Raw genomic sequence first — 24,957 nt, 5'->3', positions numbered from 1 at the left:
GGCGATACCGGTTCCGCTCGATGGCATCCCGTTCGACCGGCTCGTCAGTTCAATACGTCATCCTGATTGAATTGAAGCGGCGAATGCTCAGGGGTGCGTATTGCCTCGCACGTTGCCTTCCATCGCATGCCGGATGTCGCCCGGTTGCGGCGCCGGCAGCGGCATCGGCAACTGGGGCGGCGACGGGATCTCGTCCCACAGCGTCACGGAGGCTTTGGCGGCTGGCAGCGGTTGCGGCGCCGACACGGTCACGATACCGAACCCGTTGCCGTGCTGCGTGCCCGGCGTGTTTTCGGCGAGCAATATGGCGCGAGCCGCCTGCGTGCCTTCGTCCGCGCATGCCGGAGCAGGCGGGCCGGCCGCCGAGAGCACGAGCATCATCGGCACGAAAGAAAGTAAAAGAGGTTTTCGCATGGCGACTGTCTCCGATCGTGTACGTGTTCAGCGAAATACATGCCACCGTACCGGGACCGTTGCCGCCATTGCGATTCGCGCTCGAGCGTTGCGAATGGTGACCGAAAACGCTTGAAAATGTTTCAGGCCTGAAACGATGGGGCTCGGGAATACTGCTGATTCAATCGACACACTTCAAGGATGACAATCGGCGCGTGTGTCGATGACGAAACCCTTCCTGCGCATGTGCTATGTGCAGATGATTGATCTGCATCGACCTCGTGGGCGATTCGGCCGTATCGCCGTCGGCACTGAAACGGGTTTGTCGTATTCGGTGCCTATAACCAGGTTGTCTTGATCACAAAATTACTGGACGCGAGATAAGCGCCATCATGCGAGGCTGTGTGTCGTTGCCGCGCATCGGCATGGCGAATCGAGCCACCTCTGGCTGACCCGATTCGATCCTTTTGCACGCGATCTGACGTGTGCGCCAATCGTTAGACGGTTGATGAACGGGGTGAGCATATGGGAACCGATCAGCGGCACGTGATCTACTATTCGCGCGAACCGAACGACGCGTTGCGCGGCCATTTCGACGAATGCGGCTGGCGCGTCGATTTGGCCGAGACGGTGCGCGATGTGCGGCGCGTCGTGCAGCACGGCGTGGCAACCGCCGGCCTGCTCGATTTCTCGCCGGGCTTCAAGCCGTCGGACCTGCGCGAACTCGAATCCTGCCTGAGCATCCAGCACATCGGCTGGATCGCGGCGACGCGGCGCGGCCAGTTGCAGGACGCGACGCTGCGCCATCTGATTCGCGACTATTGCTTCGACTACGTGACGATGCCGTACGAAACGACGCGGATCGTCGAGACCGTCGGCCATGCGCACGGCATGGTCGCACTGACCGATCCCGTTGCGCCGCCCGTCGGCGCCGGGCGCAGCGAAGGCGAGATGGTCGGCACCTGCGACGCGATGCTCGGGCTCTTCAAGACGATCCGCCGTGTCGCGGCGACCGACGCACCGGTGTTCATCTCCGGCGAGTCGGGCACGGGCAAGGAGTTGACGGCGGTCGCGATTCACGAGCGTTCGTCGCGCACGCAGGCGCCGTTCATCGCGATCAATTGCGGGGCGATACCGTCGACGCTGCTGCAGGCCGAACTGTTCGGCTATGAACGCGGCGCGTTCACCGGCGCGAACCAGCGCAAGATCGGCCGCGTCGAGGCCGCCAACGGCGGCACGCTGTTTCTCGACGAGATCGGCGATCTGCCGCTCGAAAGCCAGGCGAGCCTGTTGCGCTTCCTGCAGGAAGGCAAGATCGAGCGGCTCGGCGCGCACGTGTCGGTGCCGGTCGACGTACGCGTGATCTGCGCGACGCACGTGGACATGGAAGCGGCGCTGCGCGAAGGGCGCTTCCGCGAGGACCTGTTTCATCGGCTGTGCGTGCTGAAGATCGAGGAGCCGCCGCTGCGCGCGCGCGGCAAGGACATCGAGGTGCTCGCGCGCCACATGCTCGAGCGCTTCAAGGGCGATGCGCATCGTCGCCTGCGCGGCTTTTCCCCGGATGCGGTCGCGTCGCTGTACGGCTATTCGTGGCCGGGCAACGTGCGCGAGCTGATCAACCGCGTGCGCCGCGCGATCGTCATGTCGGAAGGCCGGATGATCACCGCGGCCGATCTCGAACTGAACGACTATGCGGCGCTCGCGCCGGTGTCGCTGCTGGAGGCGCGCGAGGCGGCCGAACGGCAAGCGATCGAGCAGGCGCTGCTGCGCCATCGCGGCCGTTTTGCGGATGCCGCGCGCGAACTCGGCGTGTCGCGCGTCACGCTCTACCGGCTGATGTGCGCGCACGGCATGCGCGATCGCAGCGACACGCTGGCAGGGTTTTCGGCGCCGTTGCCGGAGCTTCCGCGCCACGCTTGCTAAAATCGGCGGGTACGGTCGCCCCTCGCGGCCGAAGGAACCCGCATGAAACAGTATCTCGATCTCGTTCGTACCATTCTCGATACCGGCGCCTGGCAGGAGAACCGCACGGGGATCCGCACCATCAGCATGCCGGGCGCGATGCTGCGCTTCGACCTGCAGCAAGGCTTCCCGGCCGTGACGACCAAGAAGCTCGCGTTCAAGTCCGCGATCGGCGAGCTGGTCGGCTTTCTGCGCGCGTCGCGCAGCGCGGCCGATTTCCGCGCGCTCGGCTGCAAGGTGTGGGATGCGAACGCGAACGAGAACGCGCAATGGCTCGCGAACCCGTATCGCCAGGGCGTCGACGATCTCGGCGACGTGTACGGCGTGCAATGGCGCCAGTGGCCGGGCTACAAGGTGCTCGATGCGAGCGCCGACGCGCAGATCGCCGATGCGACGCGCCGCGGCTTCCGGATCGTCACGCGTTTCGACGAAGACGGCGCGCCGAAGGTGCTGCTGTACAAGGCGATCGACCAGCTGCGCCAGTGCCTGGACACGATCATGGAAAACCCGTCCGATCGCCGCATCCTGTTTCACGCGTGGAATCCGGCCGTGCTCGACCAGATCGCGCTGCCCGCGTGCCATCTGCTGTACCAGTTCCTGCCGAACGCGACGAAGCGCGAGATCTCGCTGTGCTTGTACATCCGCAGCAACGACGTCGGCCTCGGCACGCCGTTCAACCTGACGGAAGGGGCAGCGCTGCTGTCGCTCGTCGGCCGGCTGACGGGCTACACGCCGCGCTGGTTCACGTATTTCATCGGCGACGCCCACATCTACGAGAACCAGCTCGACATGCTGCAGCAGCAGCTCACGCGCGAGCCGTACGAAAGCCCGCGGCTCGAGATTGCCGAGCGCGTGCCCGAGTACGCGAAGACGGGCGTCTATGCGCCCGAATGGCTGGAGCTGGTCGAGCCGTCCGATTTCTCGCTCGTCGGCTACCGCCACCACGAGCCGCTGACCGCGCCGATGGCGGTCTGATCGCGCGGCCGGGGCCGGCCGGTTTCATCGATCCGCACCTCGCAAAAAAGGCTCGACCGGTATTGGCCGGTCGAGCCTTTTTGTTTCATCTTTGCTGCACTTACTGGCGATGCCGTTCCTCGCGGCCGCCCTGCGGCGGCGGGTTACTCGGATGCGGCGCCTCGACGTGCGGGGCTGGCTGCGGCCGTGGTTCCATCCGGGGAGCGGGCATCGACGGGCGCGGCTCCATGCGCGGCGCCGGCTGCGGTCGCGGCTCAATATGCGGCGCCTGTGGCTGCGGGCGCGGCATGTCGTGCACCGCGGGCGCCGGCGGACGGTACTCGTTCACGCGCGGCGGCGCGACCTCGCGATGCGGCGCCGGTTGAGCGAAGTCAGGGCGCGGTTGCGGCGCGGGGGCGGCCCGTTCCGGTTGCGGCTGCGGCTGTGCATGTCGGGCCGGCGCCTGGAAATCGGGGCGCGGACGCGGTTGCTGAATCTGCGCGGTATTGCCGATCGGCGGTTGCGGCAGCGCGCGCGGCGCTTCGTTGCGGCCGCCGGGCTGTACGCCTTGCGGTGCCGGCACGCCGTCCGGATGCGCCGCCGCGGCGCTGCGCACGGGTGGCAGCGCATTCTCTCCTGCCGCGTGCAGTGCGGTGGGCGAATCGGGGCGTTGACGCGCCATCGGCGTGTGCGGCTGCATCCATGCGGGCGACGGCGCGTTGGCCGCGTGCGCGTCGGCGGTCCCTGCCGGCACGTTGTTCGCGCCCGGCGGATGCGGGACGCCGTTGCCGGGCGCGAACGCCTGATGCGGCATCGGGTTGCCGGGTGCCGGCGGCGTGCCGCCGTTGGCCAAACGCGGTGCGTTCGGGTTTTCGCCGTTCGGCGGCCGCGCGCCATTCGGCATGCCCGGCGTCGGCGCGCCCGGCCGCGCGGCCTGCTCGCCGGCCGGCTGGCCTTCGTGCGGCGCGCGAGTCGGCTGCACGACGGGGCCGTGCGGATTCACGAGCTGCACGTTGTGCATCGCCCATGCGCCGCTGCCCGGCGGCTTGCCCGGAACGCGGACCGGACGAGCCGTATAGTCGGCCAGCACGTTCGTCTTCACGACGGGCGCGCCGGCACCCGGTACGCGCCCGCCTTGCTGCGCGAGGTGGGCGGCGGCCTGATCGCGATACGCGGGCGGCACGGCCGGATTGCGCGTCGCGACGTACGGGTGCTGCGCGATCGCCGCCGGTGGACGGTAGCTGGCATTGCGCAGCCCGCCGGTGAAGCTCTGGCGCACCGGCGCGATGCCGGGCGTGCCCGGCGTGACGTGCGCGTTGCGCCATTGCTGCGGATCGACGTGCTGCGAGAAGTGCGCGACCGGCTGTCCGTGCACGAACGCGGAGGCCGGCACGGCCGTGATCGCGTGCGGCGCACGGAAGTTCACGTACGTCTTGTTGATGTTGGTGATATTGGTGATGTTCGTCACGTTCACCGTCTTGTTCACGTTGACGTTGTTCACCACGATGTTGCGGTTGACGCGGTCGTAGTAGTGCGGGCTCCAGCCGCCCCAGCCCGGATGCCACGGTTCGCCCGGGCCAAGCGCGAACCATGCGCAGCCGGCCGCGGCGACGCCGCCTACCGTGAGCGCGACGCTCCAGTCGGAACCGCCGCCGCCCCCGCCGCCCACGAACGCGACGAGTGCCGGCGCATAGGCGGGCGGCTGGCTGACGACCATCGGGCCGGGTACCCATGCCCAGTTGTCGTCCACGTACGCCCAGCGGCCGTAGTGATACGGCGCGAAGCCCCACGGCGCGTCGTCGACCCAGGTCCAGCCCCACGGCGCCTGCCAGATCCAGTGGCCGTCGTGATACGGCGCCCAATCGGCCGGCGTGTCGTTCGGCACCCATACCGCGCCGTAATTCGGGGTTTCGCGCCACGTGCCATTCGCGTCGAGATCCTGGTAGCCAGGAATGTCGCGGGACACGTAGCGGGCCGACACCGAGCGCGCTTCGGCCGCGTCGCGGCTGGCGGCCCACTGGTCGAGCGCGTCGGGGCCCGGTGCGGCCGATTGCTGCGCGACCTGCAGGTCGGTGCCGGTGAACACCACCTGCTGCCCCGGCGACAGCGGATACTGCCCGTTGCTGCCGTAGACGGTCGCGCTCCCGCTACGTACCGTCACCGTCGTGCTCGCGCCGTTCGGCGCGACATCGACGCGATAGTCGCCGGGGCCGGCGATGCCGAGCGCGAGGTTCGGCGTGTCGATTTCGTACGATCCTCCGGCCGGCAAGTCGCGCACGTGCGTCGACACGGTGCCGAGCCCCACCTTCAATTGCGTCGTCGTGTCGTCGAGGTTCAGCACCGACAGACTCGTCGATTCGCCGAGCCGCACCGCGGTCGAACCGATGTGCAGTTCCGAGCGCGCGCCGGCATCGTTCCAGAGCTGATCGCCGGTCGTCAGCGGCCGGTTCACCGCCGCGTACGACCAGGTATCGGTGCCGGCCGGTTCGGTCGTCACGGCGCCCGACAGGTAGTTGAGCCGCGCGACGCGGCCGGGCGGATCGCCGCCCGGTTGCCGTGCCGCGGCCATATTCGGCGGCGCATCGGCCGATTGCGCGAAGGCGGGCGGCAGCGCCGCCAGCGCGACGAACGCGAGCAGCGTGTAGCGGGCGGCGCGTTTGAGCGTGAACTGGGTGGCCATGGTGAGCGTCATCGTTGTGATCGCGGCGCGTCGATTCGTGCCGTCGAGTTCACAATATCCGCTTGGCCTGTTTCAAGGCACGGTGTTTTGTAAGTCGAATGGCACGCGATGTAACAAAACCTGTCCGTCGCGCGCCGTTGTCGTGCAGCTGCAATGCCGGCGTCAAGCGGACGTAAGCCACTCGTCGAAAACCTGCTGTCCGGGCACCGTGACGCGCAGCACGCGCGGTCGGGCAGCGCGCTCGATCCAGCCTTGCGCGCAGAAGCTTTCGAGCAGCGCCGCGCCCAGTGCGCCGCCGAGATGCGAGCGCCGCTCGCTCCAGTCGAGACAGCCGCACGCGAAGCGGCGCCGGCGCGTGCGTTGCTTCGCGACGTCGATGCCCCATTGCGCGAGCGCCTGCGTGCCGAACTCGGTGGTCTCGATCGCATCGCCGTTCGCGACCAGCCAGCGGCGCGCGGTGAGGCCGTCGAAGATACGCACCGCGAGCTCGCCGGCCATGTGGTCGTAGCAGGTGCGTGCATAGCGCAGTTCGGCCGGGACCGTGCGCGACGGCGGCGGGACCGGGCGATGCGGCGCGGCCGCGCGGGCGACGTTCGCCAGCGCTTCGAGCGAGGCCGCGATGTCGGCCGACGCGATGCGGTAGTAGCGGTGTCGGCCGCGCACGTCGAGGGCGAGCAGGCCGCCTTCGGTCAGGCGCGAGAGGTGCGCGCTGGCCGCGGACGGCGACAGCCCCGCGATCATCGTCAGTTCGCCGGCCGGTCGCGCGCTGCCATCCATCAGCACCCACAGCATCGCGGCGCGGCCGGGATCGGCGATCAGCGCGCCGATGCGGCTCAGGCCCGGAAAATGGTGGTCGTCTTGATCGGTCATCGTCGTGTCTCTCGTCGAGCAGGATGAGGAGCAGTGTAGTCCGTGCGCGCATTCGATGTTTCGCTCCCGGATGAAATGTCGGATGCAGCGGCGGCGCCCCTGCGCGGACCGGACCGCAGGCCGTTGCAGGCCACGCGTAGAATGGCCGGACGCGGCGGCAGCGGGCCGCCGCATGGGATGCGATGCAACGATGAAGACGATTTTCTGTGTGTTGGCGGCCGCGCTCGTGTGTGCGGCCTGTGCGCAGGGCGGCGCGGGCGCGACCGGCGAGCGCGGCGGCAGTATCGAGATGTACGGGACGATCGACCAGGGCGTCACGGTGCGACGCTGACCGGCGTCGATCCGCCCGCGCGCCGGCGTGGCCGCCGGAGCCCCGCCACACGGGGCTTGCCGCGGCGCGTTGCCGCAGTGCAACGTATAATGGCCCGATTACAGCGCCCCTGCCGCCTGGAGCCACAACAATGCCCCAACCGTCCCCTGTGCCGGCCGCCCTCGACCGCACCGAAACCGTATTCCGCTTCCTTGCCGAGCCTTCGTCCGTGAACTTCGGCGGCAAGGTACATGGCGGCGCGCTGATGAAGTGGATCGACGAGGTCGCGTATGCGTGCGCGGCCGTCTGGTCGAGCCGCTATTGCGTGACGGTCAGCGTCGGCAACATCCGTTTCCAGCGTCCGATCCTGGTGGGCAATCTGGTCGAGCTGAAGGCGCGTGTCGTCGCGACGGGCCGTACCAGCATGCACATCCATGTGTCGGTGCACGCCGGCGATCCCAAGGGCGGCGTGCTGCGCCAGACGACCGATTGCCTCGTCGTGTTCGTCGCGGTCGACGAGAACGGCAACCCGGTGCCGGTGCCGCCGTTCGTGCCCGAAACCGACGAGCAGCGGGTGCTGGCGAAATACGCGGCCGACGTGCGGGCCGCGCTCGACAAGATCGTCGAGATGAAGCCGGAAGAAGTCGCGAAGGGCGCTGTCTGAGTGCCGCGGGCGCCGCGCTCCCGCGCCGCGCCCGTCGTCCTGTCGTTACGGCGTCCCGATCATCTGCTCGGGGCGCACCCATGCATCGAATTCCGCCTCCGTCAGGTAGCCGAGCGCGAGCGCGGCCGCCTTCAGCGTCGTGCCTTCCTTGTGCGCCTTCTTCGCGATCTGCGCGGACTTGTCGTAGCCGATGTGCGGATTGAGCGCCGTCACGAGCATCAGCGATTCGTTCAGCAGCAGGTCGATCCGCGAGCGGTTCGGCTCGATGCCCACCGCACAGTGATCGTTGAAGCTCTGCGCGCCGTCGGCGAGGAGGCGTACCGACTGCAGCACGTTGTGCGCGATCATCGGCCGGAACACGTTCAACTCGAAATTGCCGCTCGCGCCGCCGACGTTGACCGCGACGTCGTTGCCGAACACCTGGCAGCACAGCATCGTCACGGCTTCCGACTGCGTCGGGTTCACCTTGCCCGGCATGATCGAGCTGCCCGGCTCGTTTTCCGGAATCGACAGCTCGCCGAGCCCGCAGCGCGGCCCGCTCGCGAGCCAGCGCACGTCGTTCGCGATCTTCATCAGGCTGGCCGCGACCGTCTTCAGCGCGCCGTGCGCGAAGACCAGTGCGTCGGCGGCGGCCATCACCTCGAACTTGCTCGGCGCCGTCACGAACGGCAGCTTCGCGAGCCGGCCGATCTCGTCGGCCACGCGCACCGCGAACTCCGGATGCGCGTTCAGCCCCGTGCCGACCGCGGTGCCGCCGAGCGCGAGTTCGTACAGGTGCGGCAGCGTCGATTCGACGTGACGGATGCCCTGGTCGAGCTGCGCGACGTAGCCGGAGAATTCCTGGCCGAGCGTGAGCGGCGTGGCGTCCTGCAGGTGCGTGCGGCCGATCTTCACGATGTCGGCGAACGCCTTCGACTTCGCGTCGAGCGTCGCGCGCAGTGTGCGCAACGCCGGCAGCAGGTGATTGACGATCGCATACGCGGCCGCGACGTGCATCGCGGTCGGGAACACGTCGTTCGACGACTGGCCGCGGTTCACGTCGTCGTTCGGATGAACCTTGCGCGCTTCGCCGCGCTCGCCGCCCAGCAGCTCGCTCGCGCGGTTCGCGATCACCTCGTTGAGGTTCATATTGGTCTGCGTGCCGGAGCCCGTCTGCCACACCGCGAGCGGGAATTCGCGCGGATGCTTGCCGGCGATGATCTCGTCGGCGGCTTCGATGATCGCGTGCGCCTTGTCGTCGGCGAGCACGCCGAGCGACTGGTTGACGGCCGCCGCGGCGCGCTTGACGATCGCCAGCGCGTGGATCAGCTCGGGCGACTGTTTCTCGGTCGAGATCCGGAAATTCTGCAGCGAGCGCTCGGTCTGCGCGCCCCAGAGCCGGTCGGCCGGCACGGCGATCTCGCCGAACGTGTCGCGTTCCATCCGAACTGCTTCATTCATGATGCACTCCTCCTGAAAAGGGGAAAGGCCGCGCGTCGTCGCGCGGCGTCAGACGTATCGTGGGGCAGCCGCGCCGCTTGCGCGGCGTCTCGATGGGTTCGACCGACAAGCATAGCGCCGGCCGCGATTTTGCGTCGTGTCGCGCCTAGCGCACGTTCCCCTGTTTGGAGAAATTCGTTCCGGGGCCGGCGCAAGCCCGTTATCAGCGTGAACAGGCCTTAGCGCGCCGTCGCGATGAGCGAGGTGGTCTTGCGGTGAAAGCGCCATGCCATCAGCGCGGCGACACTCGCGAGCCCGGCCGCGAGCCCCCACCACAGGCCGCGCGCGCCCAGGCCCGCGTGGAACGCGAACCAGTAGCCGGTCGGGAAGCCGATGCCCCAGTAGCCGAAGGTCGCGGCGAGCATCGGGATGCGCGTGTCCTTCAGGCCGCGCAGCGCACCCGACGCGACGGTCTGCATGCCGTCGACGATCTGGAACACCGCGGCGATGCCGAGCAGCGACGCGGCGAGCGACACCGTGGCCGCGTTGGCCGGGTCGTCGAGGTGCAGGTACAGGCCGACGATCGTATGCGGCGCGACGATCATCACGAGGCCCGACAGCGACATGAAGCCGACGCCGAGCGCGAGCGCGACGAAGCCCGCGTGCCGCGCGGCGAGGGGCGAGCCCGCGCCGATCCAGTAGCCGACGCGAACATTGGCCGCCTGGCCGATCGCGAGCGGCACCATGAACGACACCGACGCGACGTTCAGCGCGATCTGGTGCGCGGCGAGCGACGTCGCGCCCAGCACGCCGACCGTCAGGCCGGTGCCGAGGAACAGCGTCGATTCGACCCCGTACGTGATTGCGACCGGCCAGCCGATGCCGATCAATTCGCCCATCACCGGCAGCTTCGGGCGCGCCGCGGTCACGAAATGGCGGAAGCGCTGCCGGCCGTGCAGCAGCCAGATCAGCGCGAGCGCGGTGAGCCAGATCGTGATCGTCGTCGCGACGGCCGAACCGAGAAAGCCGAGGCGCGGCAGCCCGAATGCGCCGTGGATCAGCCCGTAGTTCAGCACGCCGTTGACGCCGACGCCGCCGATCGATACCCACAAGAGCCGGCGTGCCGCGCCGATCGCCGGCAGGAACGCGCGCATCAGGCCGACGCCGATCAGACTGCCGAGCGCCGCGAAGCGCAGGATGCCCGTGTATTCGCCGACGTGATGCGCGAGCAGCGGCGGCTCGTGGAACATCAGCAGGATCGGTTCGGCGAGCGACAGCGCGACGATCGCCGGAATCGCGAGCAGCACGGACAGCGCGAAGCCCGTCCAGTAGATGTGCGGCACGCGGTCCTCGGCCTGGGCGCCGCGCGCATGCGCGACGCTCACGCTGACCGACGACAGCACGCCTTGCAGAATGGTGACGATGACGAAGAAGTAGTTCGCGCCGAGCCCGCCCGCCGCGAGCGAATCGGGGCCGAGCGAACCGAGCAGCACCGTGTCGGTGACGCTCATCGCCATCTGGGAAAGTTGCGCGATCGCGAGCGGCGCGGCGAGGCGCGCGGTATCGGCGGCATGACTGGACAGGGACGGCGGCGCGGCGGCCGTCCTCGTAAGACCGGAATGCGACATGGAATGGGCGCTCGCGCGGGTGCGGGCCCGCGCTATATGTATTTATTTTGAGAGACGGTTAGCTTACGGCTTTATTCGTACCGTGTCGAACGCGTGCGCCGATGGCCATGTCGCGGGCAGGGGGAACCCCGCGGGCGCTAGGCCTCGCGTACCGCGATGCGCGTGTCGCCGAGCAGCACGACCTGGCCCGCGCGGATCTTGCAGGTCTTGCGAAGCTCGATCGCGCCGTCGACTTTCACGGCGCCGGACGCGACGATCAGCTTCGCGGTGCCGCCGCTGTCCGCGAGGCCGGTGATCTTGAGAAGGTTGTGCAGCTCGACGTATTCGCCGGTCAGCGTGAAATCCAGATTGGGCATGACGAGGAAGGTGCGCAACGCGCGGGAGGAAACGCTCCGCATCATACGGCACCGCGCGCCCGCACGCGAGCGCGGGCGGCCGGCGGCGGATGTAAAGGACTGTGAGCGATTCGTCAGCAAATGAAACGGTGGGTAACAGTCTGAGAGATGCGCGAACCGGCCGTGCGGGCCGCCGGTCTTCTGTCGTACCTGCTGCGTGTTGCGGCGGGGACGCGACGGACCGCATCGCTGCGGCCCGGGCGCACAACTTCTCGAGGAGAATTGCCATGTCCAAGATTCATACGATCCTGATCGGTGCCGCGCTGACGGCGTTCGCCACTTCGGCCGCATTCGCCCAGACGGGCACGACGGCGCAAGGCGCAGCCGGTGCCGGCGTACAGGCGCAAACGCCGGCGGCAGGTGTCGGTGCGGGCACGCAGGGCGGTGCCGGTGCGAACATGTCGGGCAATGCAACGAGCGGTGCGACCGATGCAGTCGGCGCGGCAGCCGATGGCGCGAAGGATACGACGTCGTCGGCCGTCCATTCGGCCAAGAAGCACACGAAGCATGCGGCGAAGTCGGCCAAGGGCCATGCGGGCTCGGCCAAGGCGAAGGCCGACGAGGCGACCGAAGGCGGCGCATCGGTCGGCGCGCAGGGCGGTGCATCGGCCCAGGGCGCCACGCAGTAAGCGGTGCCCGACGCCGTCGCGACGCTCGCCTCGAACGGCGCGTCGCGACGGCGATCGTCAGGCGGCCCGGTTCGCTTCGCGCGACCGGGCCGTTTTCGTGGGGGAATACGATGTGCGGGACGAGCGCGCGATCAGGGCCGGCGCTGACCTTGCCCCTGTCCCTGGGCCGGCCGTATGGCGGCCGGCGTGAACACGCCGCGAAGCCACGCGGCGAGGCGCGCGAAGACGTCGTACGGTTCCTCGACGAAGATCTCCGGCTTCAGCAGCCGCAGGTATTCCATGATCTGTTGCGCTTCCTGCTTCTGGAACGAGCCGTGCGCGAGCCCGAGCCGCAGCAGCCCGCGCAGTTCGCCGAGCTTGTCGCGCGCGGTGCTGCCGACGCTCATCTCGCACGCGAGCTTGGCCTCGTAGATCCGCTGCCGCAGCGATTCCGCGAGCCGCCACGCAGGCGTTTGCATCAGTTCCTCGAGCGTCTGGATGTCCTGCGCCGCGCTCTTGATCTGCGACGCGAGCGGGTCGATCAGCGACGGGTCGCCCTGTGCTTCGGCGACGATCGCCTTCGCCCAGTCGCGGCATGCCTTCGCGAGTTCGTCGGGGGTCCATTCGGAGCGCGACGCGAAGCCGAAGCCGAATTCGCCGGCCTGCCGCATCAGGATCGCGACGACGTCCGGAAATTCCTTGTCGAGCGCGCGCTTGGCCCACGCGTACTGGCCGCCCTGCAGCATCCGCTGCACGGCGTGCTCGGTCAGCGGCACCATGTTGTCGAGCAGCTTCGCGCGCAGGAAATCCTCGAACGACGGCGTCGCGAATTGCGGGTCGAGTTTCAGCGACACGCGGACGAACGCATCGTAGTCCTTGCGCAGGGACTCGAGCGTGTCGTCCTTGAGGGAAAGGGTGATCTGGCCCATGAATCGTCTCGATGGCGGCCCGCGCAAGCCGGCGCCGGCACGGCGCACCGGGGACGGGGCGCAGCGTCGACTGACCGATGCGCGCCGGGGCCGGTGGCGGGTCTTCATCTCCTATATCGGCGCACCGGGCGAAAACTTGAGCGCGCGCGACGGAGCCCGCGCTCAGGCGGGCAGCCAGTGCGGCAGTACGACCCCTTGCCACAGGAAGAACACCACGAGCCCGGCGGCGATCGTCACGAGCGGGCGGCGGGTCGCGGCCGACACGAGCACGGCCGCGAGCGCGCCGACGAGCTGCGGGTTCCGCCAGGTCAGCTCGGCCGAGCCGCCGTGCGGCGAGACCGTCATCGGTACGATGATCGCGGTCAGCACGGTGACCGGCACGAAGCCGAGCGCGGTCCGCACGAGCGGCGGGAAGGTCAGCCGTTCGCCGAACAAGAACAGTGTCGAGCGGATCGCATACGTGATGACGGCCATTCCGAGGATCAGCAGCGCGTAACTCACGATGCAGCCTCCGAGCGGGAGCCGGCGCTCGTGCGGTCGTGCAGCAGCGTGAGCACGACGCCGATCGCGACGCCGGCGGCGACCGCGCCGAGCAGCCCGAGCTTGTACGGCCAGCCCTGCCAGAAGTACGCAAGCGTGCCGGCCGTGGCGGCCGCCGAGAAGTAGCGCAGCGTGCCGAGCTGCGGGACGACGATCGCGATGAAGGTCGCCGCCATCGCGAAATCGAGACCGAGCGACTGCAGGCCCGGGAATGCAGTGCCGAAGCCGATGCCCGCGAGCGTCCAGACCTGCCAGTTCAGGTACATCGCGAGCCCGGAGCCGAAAAAGTAGTGGGGGCCGATCGTACCGGGCGGGTAGTGCCGGTAGTGCCCGTAGGCGACCGCGAACACCTCGTCGGTCATCAACGCGCCGAGCGTCGCGCGCCAGCGCAGCGGCAGGTGTGCGACATAGGGCGCGAGCGTCGCGCTGTACAGCAGATGGCGCAGATTCACGATCAGGGTCGTGGCGAGCACGACGGCGAAACCCGCGCTGCCGGCGATCAGGCCGAGCGCGATGAACTGCGCGGAGCCCGCGAACACCGCGAGCGACATCAGCGCGCCGTGCCATGCGGCGAGCGGGCCGCCGCCGACGAGCGTGCCGAAAATCACGCCGAACGGCGCCGCGCCGATCATCATCGGAATCGTGTCGCGTGCGCCGTCGAGCCATTCGTTGAGCGGGCGGCGCGGGGGCGATGCGGGTGTCGTATTCAAGAAGCGCTCCTCCATGACGTGGAGGATAGCGGGCCGGCGGCGAGCCGGCTTGTATGTTCTTGCGCCTGCGGGAGCGGTGCCGGTTCGCATGTCGGCCGGCGCGGGTCGCGGCGCGGCCGGCGGCTGCGGGAAGCCGCGCGTCAGCTTGCCTGCCAGCGCCCGGGCGGCACGCCGAACATCCGTTTGAAATGTCGCGTGAAGTGGCTCTGGTCGACGAAGCCGCTGGCTGCCGCGACATCGGCGACGGGCACGCCCGCGCGCAGCGGCGCCAGTGCACGCTGCAGCCGCAGCTGGTTGCGCCACGCATGCGGCGGCATGCCGGCCGTACGGGTGAACAGGCGCGCCGCGTGAAACGGCGACAGGCCGGCCGCCTGCGCGACGTCGTCGAGCGTCACCGTGCACGTCAGGTCGGCGGCGAGCCGCTCGCGCATCGCATCGACGCGCGGTTCGTCGGCCGCGAGCGGCGCCGGCTGCGGCCGCACGTCGGCGTGGCGCGCGATCAGCGTCGACAGCGCGTCGAGCATCGCGGTTTCGGCGGCGAGCGGATCGTAGATGCGCGGCACGCCGGTGGCGGGAGCACCGGCCACCGGGTCGCCGGCCGCGGGCGCGTGGGCTGGCGACCCCGGCGCCTGCGACGACAGGGCGCGCTCGCTACCGGCTTCCAGCATCCGGTGCGCGAGCGTGAGCCGGGCCGCGAGATCGGCGTCGCGAATCACGTCGGGGGCAAACCACGGCGCATCCTGCGGGCGGCCCGCGATCGAACTGGCGAGTTCGCGGATGAATTCGACCGGCATGTAGCTGACGCGATAGCACCAGCCCTCGTCGGCGGCGCGCGACCCCGTATGGACTTCGCCGGGATTGATCACGGGCACGGTGCCCGTTTCGGCGACATGGCCGGTGCCGCAATAGGTGAAGCGTTCCGCGCCTTCGAGAATCACGGGGATCGTGTACGCGTCGTGCCAGTGGGGCGCGAACGTGTGATCGCGATAGGTGGCCGTGAGGAGATCCGCGTCCGGCACGAGCGGCGTGCGCCAGTAGCGCGCGGAATCGGGAAGGCGGGTGGCGGGCATGATCGTGCGACGGGAGCGGTCGAACCGACAGTGTATCGCTCGCGCGCCCGGCGGGTGCGGGCTTACTTGACCGGAATCGTCGTGCCGGCCGGCATCGGCACCGCGGTGACGGCGTTCTTCGGGCTGCCGCTGACGATGCGGTCGCTGTAGGTCAGGTAGACGATCGTGTTGCGTTTCTTGTCGACCACGCGCACGACGTGCAGCGTCTTGAAGATGAACGACATGCGTTCGCTGAACACGTCGGTCTGCTGCTTGAGCGGTTCCTTGAAGCTGATCGGGCCGACCTGCCGACAGGCGATCGATGCTTCGCTCGGATCTTCGGCGACGCCGAGCGTGCCCTTGATCCCGCCGGTGCGGGCGCGCGACACGTAGCAGGTCACGCCGTTGACGACCGGATCGTCATAGGCCTCGACGACCACGCGATCGGAGCCCGTGACGCGGAAATGGGTATTGACGCTGCCGACTTCCTCCGCGTGCGCGAACGGTGCGGCGGCGAATGCGGAGAGCAGGAGGGCGAGGGGGGCGGAGCGCGGGAGGCGATGCTTCATCGACGGAACCGGATGCGAATGCGGGACAGAGACTCTAGCATGCGCATGGCCGCCCCACGAAAAGCAGAAGGGCAGAACGGCGACCGGAAAAACAAAAGGCCCGTCGAATGACGGGCCTTTGCTATTTGGCTCCCCGACCTGGGCTCGAACCAGGGACCTACGGATTAACAGTCCGGCGCTCTACCGACTGAGCTATCGGGGAATAAATCGGTACATCTGCGTGTTGTCTGGTCTGGTCCAACAAAAAACCCGTCCACTTTCAACGGGCCTTTGCGTTTTTGGCTCCCCGACCTGGGCTCGAACCAGGGACCTACGGATTAACAGTCCGGCGCTCTACCGACTGAGCTATCGGGGAACAAACAACAACAGCAGAGAAACGAGATTGTATGGAGCGTTCGCTAACCTGTCAATACCTTGGAGCCGCGACGCATAAATTTTTTTGCAGTCGCCGCCGTGCGATCAGCGCTCGAGCAGGTGCAGCTTGTCCTGCACGTCCTTCCACTCGTCCGCGTCGGCCGGTGCCGGCTTGGTCTTCGTGATCGACGGCCAGTTCTTCGCCAGCTCGGCGTTCAGCTCGGTGAACTGCTGCTGGTCGCCCGGAACGTCTTCTTCGGCATAGATCGCATTGGTCGGGCATTCGGCGACGCACACGGCGCAGTCGATGCACTCGTCCGGATCGATGGCGAGAAAGTTGGGACCTTCACGGAAGCAATCCACCGGGCACACATCCACGCAATCCGTGTATTTGCACTTGATGCAGCCTTCGGTCACAACGTGAGTCATTAAAACGCTCCTGCTCGGCGGTATATATGGGGGTGGCGTTTGCGCCAAAAGCGGCATTGTAACTGAAGCGCAAAACCCGCATGACGTGGTCGGCTATCCGGCTTATATCGTTTCGTGATTAGTTTATGGGGGTGCGCAACGCGGATACCGGCGCGCCTGGCACGAGCGCGATGCGGCATCGCGGCGGGGCGGTTTCACGATGGTCCGGCCCGCATTCGGGTAACATGACCGACAGACCGGGCGGCGCGGTGCGTCGGGGCCCGGTCACGATATTGGCGCTGCCGTCATCATGATCATCACTTCGCTGCTCGACACGGATCTCTACAAGTTCACGATGATGCAGGTCGTCCTGCATCACTTTCCCGCTGCAAACGTCGAATACCGTTTCCGGTGCCGCACGCCCGGCGTCGATCTCGTGCCGTACATCGACGAGATTCGCGACGAGGTGCGCGGCCTGTGCTCGCTGCGCTTTTCCGACGTCGAACTCGACTACCTGCGGCGCATGCGCTTCATCAAGAGCGACTTCGTCGACTTCCTCGCGCTGTTCCACCTGAACGAGAAGTACATCTCGATCACGCCGTCGCCGAAGGGCAACGGCGAGATCGACATCGTGATCGAGGGGCCGTGGCTGCATACGATCCTGTTCGAGATCCCGGTGCTCGCGATCGTCAACGAAGTCTATTTCCGCAACACGCAGCGCGAGCCCGACTATCGCGAAGGCCGCGAAAGGTTGCGCGAGAAGATCAAGCTGCTCGGCGCGAAACCCGAATTCGCCGACTGCAAGATCGCCGACTACGGCACGCGCCGGCGCTTCTCGAAGGTCTGGCACGAGGAAGTCGCGCTCACGCTGCGCGACGGGCTCGGCCCGCAGTTCGCGGGCACGAGCAACGTGCTGTACGCGATGAAGCACGACATCACGCCGCTCGGCACGATGGCGCACGAATACCTGCAGGCGTGCCAGGCGCTCGGCCCGCGGCTGCGCGATTCGCAGATCTACGGCTTCGAGATGTGGGCGAAGGAATATCGCGGCGACCTCGGGATCGCGCTGTCGGACGTCTACGGCATGGACGCGTTCCTGAACGACTTCGACATGTATTTCTGCAAGCTGTTCGACGGCGCGCGCCACGATTCGGGCGATCCTTTCGACTGGGGCGAGCGGATGCTGCGCCATTACGAGACGAACCGGTGCGACCCGCGCACCAAGGTGCTCGTGTTCTCGGACGCGCTCGACATTCCGAAGGTCATGCAGCTGTACGAACGGTTCCGCGGCCGCTGCAAGCTTGCGTTCGGCGTGGGCACCAACCTCACCAACGATCTCGGCTACGTGCCGCTGCAGATCGTGATCAAGATGGTTCGCTGCAACGGCCAGCCGGTCGCGAAGCTGTCGGATTCGCCGGGCAAGAGCATGTGCGACGACAAGGCGTATCTCGCGTACCTGCGCCAGGTGTTCGGCATCGCGCAGCCGGTCGAGGAAGACGCGTCGAAGTAGGCGCTGGCCGTTCGGCCGAGGGTGTGGCAGCAGGGGTGGCCGGTATAATCCGACGTATTGCACGCCAACGTCACGAGGACCGTTCATGGACACTTCCGCTGCCCGTCGCCAGATCCTCGCGCGCATTCGCGCGGCGCAGGGGCGCGCGGCCGAACCCGAGGCAGCGGAGCGCGACGGCGTCGCCGACTATCTCGCCCGTCATCCGCAAGGCCCGCGCCCGCCGGCGCCGGCCGACCTCGTCGCCGCTTTCGTCGACGAAGCGGGGCGCCTGTCGACCACGGTCGACGAAGTCGCGACGCTCGCCGATGCGCCCGCCGCCGCCGCTCGCTATCTTGCCGCTCACGGTCTGCCGACGCAGGCCGTCGCGTGGCGCACGCTGGCCGATCTCGACTGGGCCGCCGCCGGCCTGTCGGTCGAGTGCCGCAAGCCGCGTGACGGCGATCTCGTCGGCCTGACCGGCTGCTTTTGCGCGACCGCCGAAACGGGGTCGCTGGTATTGCTGTCCGGCCCCGACACTTATGCATCGGCCGGCCTGCTGCCGGAAACCCACATCGCGATCGTGCCGGCGTCGCGCATCGTCGCCGGTCATGAAGACGCGTTCGCACTGATTCGCGCGGAGCGCGGCGAACTGCCGCGCGCGGTCAATTTCGTGTCGGGCCCGTCGCGCACGGGCGACATCGAGCAAACGATCATTCTGGGTGCACACGGCCCATACCGCGTGCATGCGATCGTCGTACGGGGCGCATGACGCGCCCGCTGCATTCACCCTCACTCGCACAAGGAAGTTCCGCATGAAACGACACGCCGCCTGGGCGGGCATGGCGTCGGGAATCGCGCTTGGCGCCGCTCCCGCGCTCGCATCGGCCGCCACGCTCGACGGTGCCACGCTGTCCGCGCTCTGGGGTATCCCGTTCGCCGGGATCCTGCTGTCCATCGCGCTGTTCCCGCTCGTCGCGCCCGTGTTCTGGCATCACCACTTCGGCAAGATCGCCGCCGGCTGGGCGATCGTGTTCCTGGTGCCGTTCGCGGTCGCGTTCGGCGCCGGCACCGCGTTCGGCACGCTCGTGCATGCGCTGCTCGAGGAATACATTCCGTTCATCGTGCTGCTCACCGCGCTCTATACGGTCGCGGGCGGCATCTGCGTGAACGGCAATCTGCATGGTTCGCCGAAACTGAATACCGCGATTCTCGCGCTCGGCACGCTGCTCGCGAGCGTGATGGGCACGACGGGCGCCGCGATGCTGTTGATCCGGCCGCTCCTGCGCGCCAACGACAACCGCAAGCACGTCGTGCACGTCGTGATCTTCTTCATCTTCCTCGTCGCGAACGCGGGCGGATCGCTGTCGCCGCTCGGCGATCCGCCGCTGTTCCTCGGCTTCCTGAACGGCGTGAGCTTCTTCTGGACGACCACGCATCTCGCGCTGCCGATGCTGTTCATCTGCGTGGTGCTGCTGACGCTGTTCTTCGCGCTCGATACGTACTTCTACCGGAAGGGCGGCGAGGAGCGGCCGGCCGCGCTCGATCCGACGCCCGACGGCGCGGCGCTGTCGATCGACGGCAAGATCAACTTCGTGCTGCTGGCGGCCGTGATCGCGCTCGTGCTGATGAGCGGCGTGTGGAAGCCGGGCATTTCGTTCGACGTGTGGGGCACGCACGTGGCGTTGCAGAATCTCGTGCGCGACGTCGCGCTCGTGGTGGTGACGCTCGCGTCGCTCGCGCTGACGCCGCGTTCCGCGCGCGAGGGCAACGCGTTCAACTGGGCGCCGATCGAGGAAGTCGCGAAGCTGTTCGCCGGCATCTTCGTGACGATCGCGCCGGTGATCGTGATCCTGCGCGCGGGTGCGGACGGCGCGTTCGCGCAGATCGTCCATCTCGTCACGGGGCCCGACGGCAAGCCGATCGACGCGATGTACTTCTGGGCGACGGGCATCCTGTCGTCGTTCCTCGACAATGCGCCGACCTATCTCGTGTTCTTCAACCTCGCCGGCGGCGATGCGCAGGCGTTGATGACGACCGGCGCGTCGACGCTCGCCGCCATTTCCGCCGGCGCGGTGTTCATGGGCGCGAACAGCTATATCGGCAACGCGCCGAACTTCATGGTGAAGGCGATCGCCGAATCTCGCGGCGTGAAGATGCCGAGCTTCTTCGCGTACCTCGGCTGGGCGCTCGTCGTGCTGATACCGGTATTCCTGCTGACGTCGTGGCTTTTCTTCCCGGCGTAAGCTGACGATTTTCAACCCCGAGCGGGCGGTCCCGGCGGCGCACGGCGCCACGACCCGTCCGCGGCATGCGGAGATGGCGATGCAGAAGATCCTGGTCGCGCGTCCGATCTTTCCGGACGTGATCGAACGGCTCAAGCAGTATTTCGAAGTCGACTGGAACGACGGCGACGCGCTCGCGCCCGACGCGCTCGCCGCGCGTCTGGCCGACAAGGACGGCGCGCTGACGGCCGGCGACCCGGTCGGCGCGGCAACGCTCGCGGCCGCGCCGCGCCTGCGCGTCGTGGCGAACATGGCGGTCGGCTACAACAACTTCGACATGGCCGCATTCAACGCGGCGAACGTACTCGGTACCAACACGCCCGACGTGCTGAACGAGTCGACCGCCGATTTCGGCTGGGCGCTGATGATGGCCGCCGCGCGCCGGATCGCCGAATCCGAACACTGGCTGCGCGCCGGTCACTGGCAAAAGTGGGCGTACGACGGCTTCCTGGGCACCGACATCCATGGCTCGACGCTCGGCGTCGTCGGGATGGGCCGCATCGGCCAGGCGCTCGCGCGCCGCGCGCGCGGCTTCGGGATGCAGGTGATCTATCACAACCGGTCGCGGGTCGCGCCCGAGATCGAAGCCGAGCTGAATGCCGAATACGTGTCGAAGGATGCGCTGCTCGCGCGCGCCGATCATGTCGTGCTCGTGCTGCCGTACACGAAAGAGAACCATCACACGATCGGCGCGGCCGAGCTCGCGAAGATGAAACCCACGGCGACGCTGACCAACATCGCGCGCGGCGGGATCGTCGACGATGCGGCACTGGCCGCCGCACTGCGCGACGGGACGATCGCCGCGGCCGGCCTCGACGTGTACGAGGGCGAGCCGAGCGTGCATCCGGCGCTGCTCGAGGTGCCGAACGTCGTGCTGACGCCGCATATCGCGAGCGCGACCGAAAAGACCCGCCGCGCGATGGCGAATCTCGCCGCCGACAACCTGATCGCCGCGCTGGGCGAGGGGCCGCGTGCGGGGCAGCCGCCGAATCCGATCAACCCTGACGTGATCGGGAAGCCGCGCGCATGACGATGACGTTGTTGCTTGCTGCGGTCGTCGTGCTGGCCGTCGCGCTCGCGGTGGCGATCGTCGCGCTCGTGCGCGGCGGCGGCCGCCACGACGACGCGGCCGTGCTCGGCGACCAGATCGAGGATGCCGCGCATGCGCAGGCGCGCGCGGTCGAGCGGCTCGAACGCGAATTGCGCGGCGAGATCGTCGAAAACGCACGCGGGTCGCGTACCGAGCTGGCCGGCAGCTTTGCCCAGTTGCAGCAGACGCTCGCCGCGCAACTGACGAGCGTGGCGACCGTGCAGAACAACCAGATCGAGGGGTTCGCGCAGCAGCTCGGCAAGCTCGTCGCCGGCAATGCGCAGCAGTTCGATGCGATGCGCGAGAGCGTGCAGCGCCAGGCCCAGCAGGCGCGCGAGGAACAGACGAGCGCGCTGCGGCTGTTCGGCGATACGTTGAACCGACAGCTCACGCAACTGACCGAGGCGAACGACCGCCGGATCGGCGAAGTGCGTGCGACGCTCGAACAGCGGCTGAAGGAAATCGAGACGAACAACGCGGCGAAGCTCGAGGAGATGCGCCGCACCGTCGACGAGAAACTGCACGCGACGCTCGAGCAGCGGCTCGGCGAATCGTTCAAGCTCGTGTCGGACCGGCTCGAACAGGTGCATCGCGGGCTCGGCGAGATGCAGACGCTCGCGGCCGGCGTCGGCGACCTGAAGAAGGTGCTGACCAACGTGAAGACGCGCGGCACCTGGGGCGAAGTGCAGCTCGAGGCGCTGCTGGAACAGGTGCTGACGTCCGACCAGTACGCGAAGAACGTCGCGACGGTGCCGAAGAGTACCGAGCGCGTCGAATTCGCGATCCGGCTGCCGGGCCGCGCTGCCGGCACGGGCGACGCGCCGCCGGTGTGGCTGCCGATCGACGCGAAATTCCCGCGCGAGGACTACGAGCGATTGATCGACGCGCAGGAACGCGCCGATGCGGTGGCGGTCGAGGAGGCGGCGCGTGCGCTCGAGGCACGGGTGCGGATGGAAGCGCGCACGATCGCCGAGAAGTACGTCGCGCCGCCGCACACGACCGATTTCGCGCTGCTGTTCCTGCCGACCGAGGGGCTCTATGCGGAGATCCTGCGCCGCCCGGGGCTGACCGACCTGCTGCAGCGCGACTATCGCGTGACGGTCGCCGGGCCGACCACGCTCACCGCGCTGCTGAACAGCCTGCAGATGGGGTTCCGCACGCTCGCGATCGAGCAGCGCTCGAGCGAGGTGTGGCAGGTGCTCGGCGCGGTCAAGACCGAGTTCGGCAAGTTCGGCGACGTGCTCGCACGCACGAAGGCGCAGCTCGAAACGGTCACGCGCTCGATCGAGTCTGCCGAGCAGCGCACGCGCGTGATGAGCCGCAAGCTGAAGCAGGTCGAGGCGCTGCCGGGCGATGCGGCGGCCGGCCTGCTCGGCGCGGAAGGGGCCGAAGGCGCCGATGCGGACGACGCGTGATGCGCGCTGCCGGCAGCCGCCGGACGGAAAAAACGGGCGCCGCGGCGCCCGTTTTCCTTTGCAGCGATCGCCGGCGCGGCCGGCTCGCGCTCAATGCGCGGCGAGCGTGTCCAGCGCGTCGCCCGTCACGCGAACGATGCGCCATTCCGGCAGCACGGTTGCGCCCATCTTCTCGTAGAAATCGATCGCCGGCTGGTTCCAGTCGAGGACCGACCATTCGAAGCGCGCGCAACGGCGCTCGACGGCGAGCGCCGCGAGATGACGCAGCATCGCGGTGCCCAGGCCCGTGCCGCGCTGCGACGGCTGCACGTACAGATCCTCGAGATAGAGCCCGCGGCGGCCGAGGAACGTCGAATAGTTGTGGAAGAACAGCGCATACGCGACGATCGCGCCGTCCTGCTCGGCCACCCGTGCCTCGGCGGCAGGGTGCTCGCCGAACAGCGCGTCGGCGAGATCGGCTTCGGTCGCGACGAACAGGTGCGTGAGCTTCTCGAATTCGGCCAGCTCGCGCATCAGCGCGAGGATCGCGCCGACGTCGCGCGTGTCGGCCGCGCGGATCAGCGGCGCGCCGCTCACGCTTCCTCCGGCGGATCGGACAGCACGATCTCGATGCCGCCGAAGCGCGACGCGACCCAGTTGTACGCATGGCACGCGATCCACAGCAGCACGAAACCGAGGATCGCGTTCAGCAGCAGCGCGCTCAGGATCGTGCTCAACTCGACCATCCCGTAGCGGATATAGGCGACGAGAATGCCGAGCAGCACGATCGGCACGCTGAACGTCAGGTAGACGAGGATCAGCGCCTTGGCGGTCTGCCCCGCGGCGATCGACGAGATTTGTTTCTTCATGTGCGGATTGCCCCCGTAGTGATATACCGATTGGAATTCAGATCAGGCCGTCGAGCGGCAGGATGTCGACCGGGGCGCCCGCGTCGACTGCCGCGGTATCGTGACCCAGGACGATGAAACAGTTGGCGGCTGCAAGACCGCTCAGCGACGCGGAGCTTTGCGATCCGGCCGGCGCGACGTGCCATTGGCCGTCGGCGGCGCGCGTCGCGATGCCGCGCAGGTATTCGGTGCGACCGGGACGCGTCTTCAACGGTTGCGTGCTGAGCGCCGTGTACATGGCCGGCGGCGGCGTCCGTGCGCCGGCCAGCGTCAGCAGTGCGGGGCGCACGATCGCGTAAAACGTCACGGCGGATGCGACCGGATTGCCGGGCAGCCCGAAGAACAGCGCGTGGCCGGCGCTGTCCCCTTCGCGTGCGAGCGTGCCGCACGCGAGCGGCCGGCCGGGCCGCAGCGCGAGACTGGCGAACGTCACGTCGCCGAGCCGCGCCATCACGTCGCGCGTGAAGTCGGCCTCGCCGACCGACACGCCGCCCGACGTGATGACCGCATCGGCCTGCGCGGCGATGGCCTCGCGCAATGCGCCTTCGAGCGCGGCGGGGTCGTCGCGGACGATCCCGAGATCGATCGTGTCCACGTGCAGCTGTTCGAGCATCGCGATCAGCATTCCGCGATTGCTGTCGTACAGCGCGCCGCGGCCGAGCGGTTCGCCGGGCTCGCGCAGCTCGTCGCCAGTCGAGAACACGGCGACGCGCACGCGCCGGCGCACCGTGACGTCGGTGACGCCGAACGACGCGAGCAGGCCGAGATCCGATGGCCGCAGGGTACGGCCCGCGGCGAGCGCGCAGGCGCCGCGCGCGAGATCCTCGCCGGCCTTGCGGCAGTTCGCGCCGCGCGCGACGGCGTGCGCGGCGAAGTGGATCGTGTCGCCATCGACGCGCACGCGTTCCTGCGGAATCACCGTGTCGCATCCGGCCGGCATCGGCGCGCCCGTCATGATGCGCACGCATGCACGGGCCGCCACGGCGCCGTCGAACGGATGGCCGGCGAACGCGGTGCCGGCGATCGTCATCGCGACCTCGCCCTGCGCCGACGCGAGTGCCGCGCTGCCGCCGTCGAACGCATAACCGTCCATTGCCGAGTTGTCGTACGCGGGAATGTCGAACGGCGCGCTCACATCGGCCGCGAGCACGCGGTCGAGCGCATCACGGAGCGTCACCGTGTCGCACGCGTCGACCGGCGCAGCGAAACGGCACGCGAGCGCCTGCGCGTCGGCGAGCGACAGCGGGGCATCGGGGTCGGGTGCGGTTCGGGAAGCGGGCGAGGATTGCGTGATCATCAGTCGGACTGCGCCGCGAGGCGTATCGGGTTCGTGGCCGGTGGCGCGAGGAGGG

Annotated in this window: 25 protein-coding genes and 2 tRNA genes; 10 read left to right on the top strand and 17 right to left on the bottom strand. The window is 68.3% G+C overall.

Annotation, left to right across the window (positions count from 1 at the left end; all coding sequences use genetic code 11):
- Positions 1–87: 87 nt before the first annotated feature.
- A complete protein-coding gene (locus HWX09_RS04060) occupies positions 88–414 on the bottom strand; it encodes a hypothetical protein (protein ID WP_027783896.1) in 327 nt (108 codons plus the stop codon).
- A gap of 504 nt (positions 415–918) precedes the next feature.
- Here HWX09_RS04060 and HWX09_RS04055 point away from each other — a divergent pair.
- Positions 919–2,316: a sigma-54 dependent transcriptional regulator gene (locus HWX09_RS04055; protein ID WP_027783897.1), complete on the top strand. Its 1,398-nt coding sequence runs from the start codon at positions 919–921 to the stop codon at positions 2,314–2,316.
- 42 nt (positions 2,317–2,358) lie between these two features.
- Complete coding sequence (locus tag HWX09_RS04050) at positions 2,359–3,330, top strand: thymidylate synthase (RefSeq protein ID WP_027783898.1); 972 nt, start codon at positions 2,359–2,361, stop codon at positions 3,328–3,330.
- Between the two features lie 100 nt (positions 3,331–3,430).
- Here HWX09_RS04050 and HWX09_RS04045 read toward each other — a convergent pair whose 3' ends face one another.
- Positions 3,431–6,001, bottom strand: a complete 2,571-nt coding sequence (locus HWX09_RS04045; protein WP_027783899.1) for a DUF6600 domain-containing protein — start codon at positions 5,999–6,001, stop codon at positions 3,431–3,433.
- Positions 6,002–6,151: 150 nt separating this feature from the next.
- Entirely contained in the window at positions 6,152–6,859 is a 708-nt protein-coding gene (locus tag HWX09_RS04040) for a helix-turn-helix transcriptional regulator (protein WP_027783900.1), read from the bottom strand.
- Between the two features lie 190 nt (positions 6,860–7,049).
- On the opposite strand from HWX09_RS04040, the gene HWX09_RS04035 reads away from it, so the two are divergent.
- Together HWX09_RS04035 and HWX09_RS04030 are read left to right on the top strand one after the other, a co-directional pair.
- A complete protein-coding gene (locus HWX09_RS04035) occupies positions 7,050–7,190 on the top strand; it encodes a hypothetical protein (protein WP_175888556.1) in 141 nt (46 codons plus the stop codon).
- Positions 7,191–7,320: 130 nt separating this feature from the next.
- Positions 7,321–7,833: an acyl-CoA thioesterase gene (locus HWX09_RS04030; RefSeq protein ID WP_027783901.1), complete on the top strand. Its 513-nt coding sequence runs from the start codon at positions 7,321–7,323 to the stop codon at positions 7,831–7,833.
- A gap of 45 nt (positions 7,834–7,878) precedes the next feature.
- Here the strand turns inward: HWX09_RS04030 and fumC are convergent, their stop codons facing one another.
- The 3 genes from fumC to HWX09_RS04015 all read right to left on the bottom strand — a co-directional run bounded on the left by fumC (position 7,879) and on the right by HWX09_RS04015 (position 11,236).
- Complete coding sequence (fumC, locus tag HWX09_RS04025; RefSeq protein WP_027783902.1) at positions 7,879–9,273, bottom strand: class II fumarate hydratase; 1,395 nt, start codon at positions 9,271–9,273, stop codon at positions 7,879–7,881.
- Positions 9,274–9,491: 218 nt separating this feature from the next.
- The gene (gene norM / locus HWX09_RS04020) at positions 9,492–10,880 is read right to left on the bottom strand and encodes a multidrug efflux MATE transporter NorM (RefSeq protein ID WP_027783903.1); all 1,389 of its coding nucleotides are present in this window, start codon (positions 10,878–10,880) and stop codon (positions 9,492–9,494) included.
- Between the two features lie 137 nt (positions 10,881–11,017).
- Positions 11,018–11,236, bottom strand: coding sequence for an RNA-binding S4 domain-containing protein (locus HWX09_RS04015; protein ID WP_027783904.1), 219 nt, complete (start codon positions 11,234–11,236; stop codon positions 11,018–11,020).
- A gap of 266 nt (positions 11,237–11,502) precedes the next feature.
- Between HWX09_RS04015 and HWX09_RS04010 the strand changes: the two genes are divergently transcribed.
- On the top strand, positions 11,503–11,904 hold the full coding sequence (locus HWX09_RS04010; protein ID WP_027783905.1) for a hypothetical protein: 402 nt from the start codon (positions 11,503–11,505) through the stop codon (positions 11,902–11,904).
- A 131-nt stretch (positions 11,905–12,035) separates the two neighbouring features.
- Here the strand turns inward: HWX09_RS04010 and HWX09_RS04005 are convergent, their stop codons facing one another.
- The 8 genes from HWX09_RS04005 to fdxA all read right to left on the bottom strand — a co-directional run bounded on the left by HWX09_RS04005 (position 12,036) and on the right by fdxA (position 16,463).
- Positions 12,036–12,812 (bottom strand): DUF4088 family protein, encoded by a 777-nt coding sequence (locus HWX09_RS04005; protein WP_027783906.1) that lies wholly within the window; start codon positions 12,810–12,812, stop codon positions 12,036–12,038.
- A gap of 162 nt (positions 12,813–12,974) precedes the next feature.
- Positions 12,975–13,313: an AzlD domain-containing protein gene (locus tag HWX09_RS04000; RefSeq protein WP_027783907.1), complete on the bottom strand. Its 339-nt coding sequence runs from the start codon at positions 13,311–13,313 to the stop codon at positions 12,975–12,977.
- Positions 13,310–14,077, bottom strand: coding sequence for an AzlC family ABC transporter permease (locus HWX09_RS03995; protein ID WP_027783908.1), 768 nt, complete (start codon positions 14,075–14,077; stop codon positions 13,310–13,312). The genes HWX09_RS04000 and HWX09_RS03995 overlap by 4 nt, the downstream gene beginning before the upstream one ends.
- Before the next feature lie 125 nt (positions 14,078–14,202).
- The gene (locus HWX09_RS03990; RefSeq protein WP_027783909.1) at positions 14,203–15,132 is read right to left on the bottom strand and encodes an AraC family transcriptional regulator; all 930 of its coding nucleotides are present in this window, start codon (positions 15,130–15,132) and stop codon (positions 14,203–14,205) included.
- Positions 15,133–15,194: 62 nt separating this feature from the next.
- Positions 15,195–15,680: a CreA family protein gene (locus HWX09_RS03985; RefSeq protein ID WP_027783910.1), complete on the bottom strand. Its 486-nt coding sequence runs from the start codon at positions 15,678–15,680 to the stop codon at positions 15,195–15,197.
- Between the two features lie 126 nt (positions 15,681–15,806).
- Positions 15,807–15,882: transfer RNA gene (locus HWX09_RS03980), tRNA-Asn, on the bottom strand.
- A gap of 77 nt (positions 15,883–15,959) precedes the next feature.
- Positions 15,960–16,035 (bottom strand) — tRNA-Asn (locus HWX09_RS03975).
- 104 nt (positions 16,036–16,139) lie between these two features.
- A complete protein-coding gene (gene fdxA / locus HWX09_RS03970) occupies positions 16,140–16,463 on the bottom strand; it encodes a ferredoxin FdxA (RefSeq protein WP_011544919.1) in 324 nt (107 codons plus the stop codon).
- 289 nt (positions 16,464–16,752) lie between these two features.
- Here fdxA and pncB point away from each other — a divergent pair, with 289 nt between their 5' ends.
- From pncB to rmuC, 5 genes are all read left to right on the top strand, one after another.
- Positions 16,753–17,952 carry a nicotinate phosphoribosyltransferase gene (gene pncB / locus HWX09_RS03965; RefSeq protein WP_027783911.1) on the top strand — a complete coding sequence of 400 codons (1,200 nt, stop codon included), beginning with the start codon at positions 16,753–16,755 and terminating at the stop codon, positions 17,950–17,952.
- Between the two features lie 85 nt (positions 17,953–18,037).
- Positions 18,038–18,700, top strand: coding sequence for a lactate utilization protein C (locus tag HWX09_RS03960; RefSeq protein ID WP_027783912.1), 663 nt, complete (start codon positions 18,038–18,040; stop codon positions 18,698–18,700).
- A gap of 43 nt (positions 18,701–18,743) precedes the next feature.
- Positions 18,744–20,174 (top strand): sodium:proton antiporter, encoded by a 1,431-nt coding sequence (locus tag HWX09_RS03955; RefSeq protein WP_027783913.1) that lies wholly within the window; start codon positions 18,744–18,746, stop codon positions 20,172–20,174.
- A gap of 79 nt (positions 20,175–20,253) precedes the next feature.
- Positions 20,254–21,243 (top strand): D-glycerate dehydrogenase, encoded by a 990-nt coding sequence (locus HWX09_RS03950; RefSeq protein ID WP_027783914.1) that lies wholly within the window; start codon positions 20,254–20,256, stop codon positions 21,241–21,243.
- On the top strand, positions 21,240–22,718 hold the full coding sequence (gene rmuC / locus HWX09_RS03945; protein WP_027783915.1) for a DNA recombination protein RmuC: 1,479 nt from the start codon (positions 21,240–21,242) through the stop codon (positions 22,716–22,718). Before HWX09_RS03950 ends, rmuC begins: the two co-directional genes overlap by 4 nt.
- Before the next feature lie 90 nt (positions 22,719–22,808).
- On the opposite strand, the gene HWX09_RS03940 is transcribed toward rmuC, so the two are convergent.
- The 3 genes from HWX09_RS03940 to glp are packed head-to-tail and all read right to left on the bottom strand — an operon-like array spanning position 22,809 to position 24,902.
- Complete coding sequence (locus HWX09_RS03940; RefSeq protein ID WP_027783916.1) at positions 22,809–23,294, bottom strand: GNAT family N-acetyltransferase; 486 nt, start codon at positions 23,292–23,294, stop codon at positions 22,809–22,811.
- Entirely contained in the window at positions 23,291–23,566 is a 276-nt protein-coding gene (locus HWX09_RS03935; protein ID WP_006476519.1) for a hypothetical protein, read from the bottom strand. The genes HWX09_RS03940 and HWX09_RS03935 overlap by 4 nt, the downstream gene beginning before the upstream one ends.
- A 37-nt stretch (positions 23,567–23,603) precedes the next feature.
- Entirely contained in the window at positions 23,604–24,902 is a 1,299-nt protein-coding gene (gene glp / locus HWX09_RS03930) for a gephyrin-like molybdotransferase Glp (RefSeq protein ID WP_027783917.1), read from the bottom strand.
- Positions 24,903–24,957: the final 55 nt, after the last annotated feature.

This window comes from Burkholderia sp. BCC1208 (assembly GCF_902833095.1).
Lineage (GTDB): Bacteria > Pseudomonadota > Gammaproteobacteria > Burkholderiales > Burkholderiaceae > Burkholderia.
The sequence above is the reverse complement of the archived record's forward strand: the minus strand, read 5'-3'. Positions and strand labels throughout refer to the sequence as shown.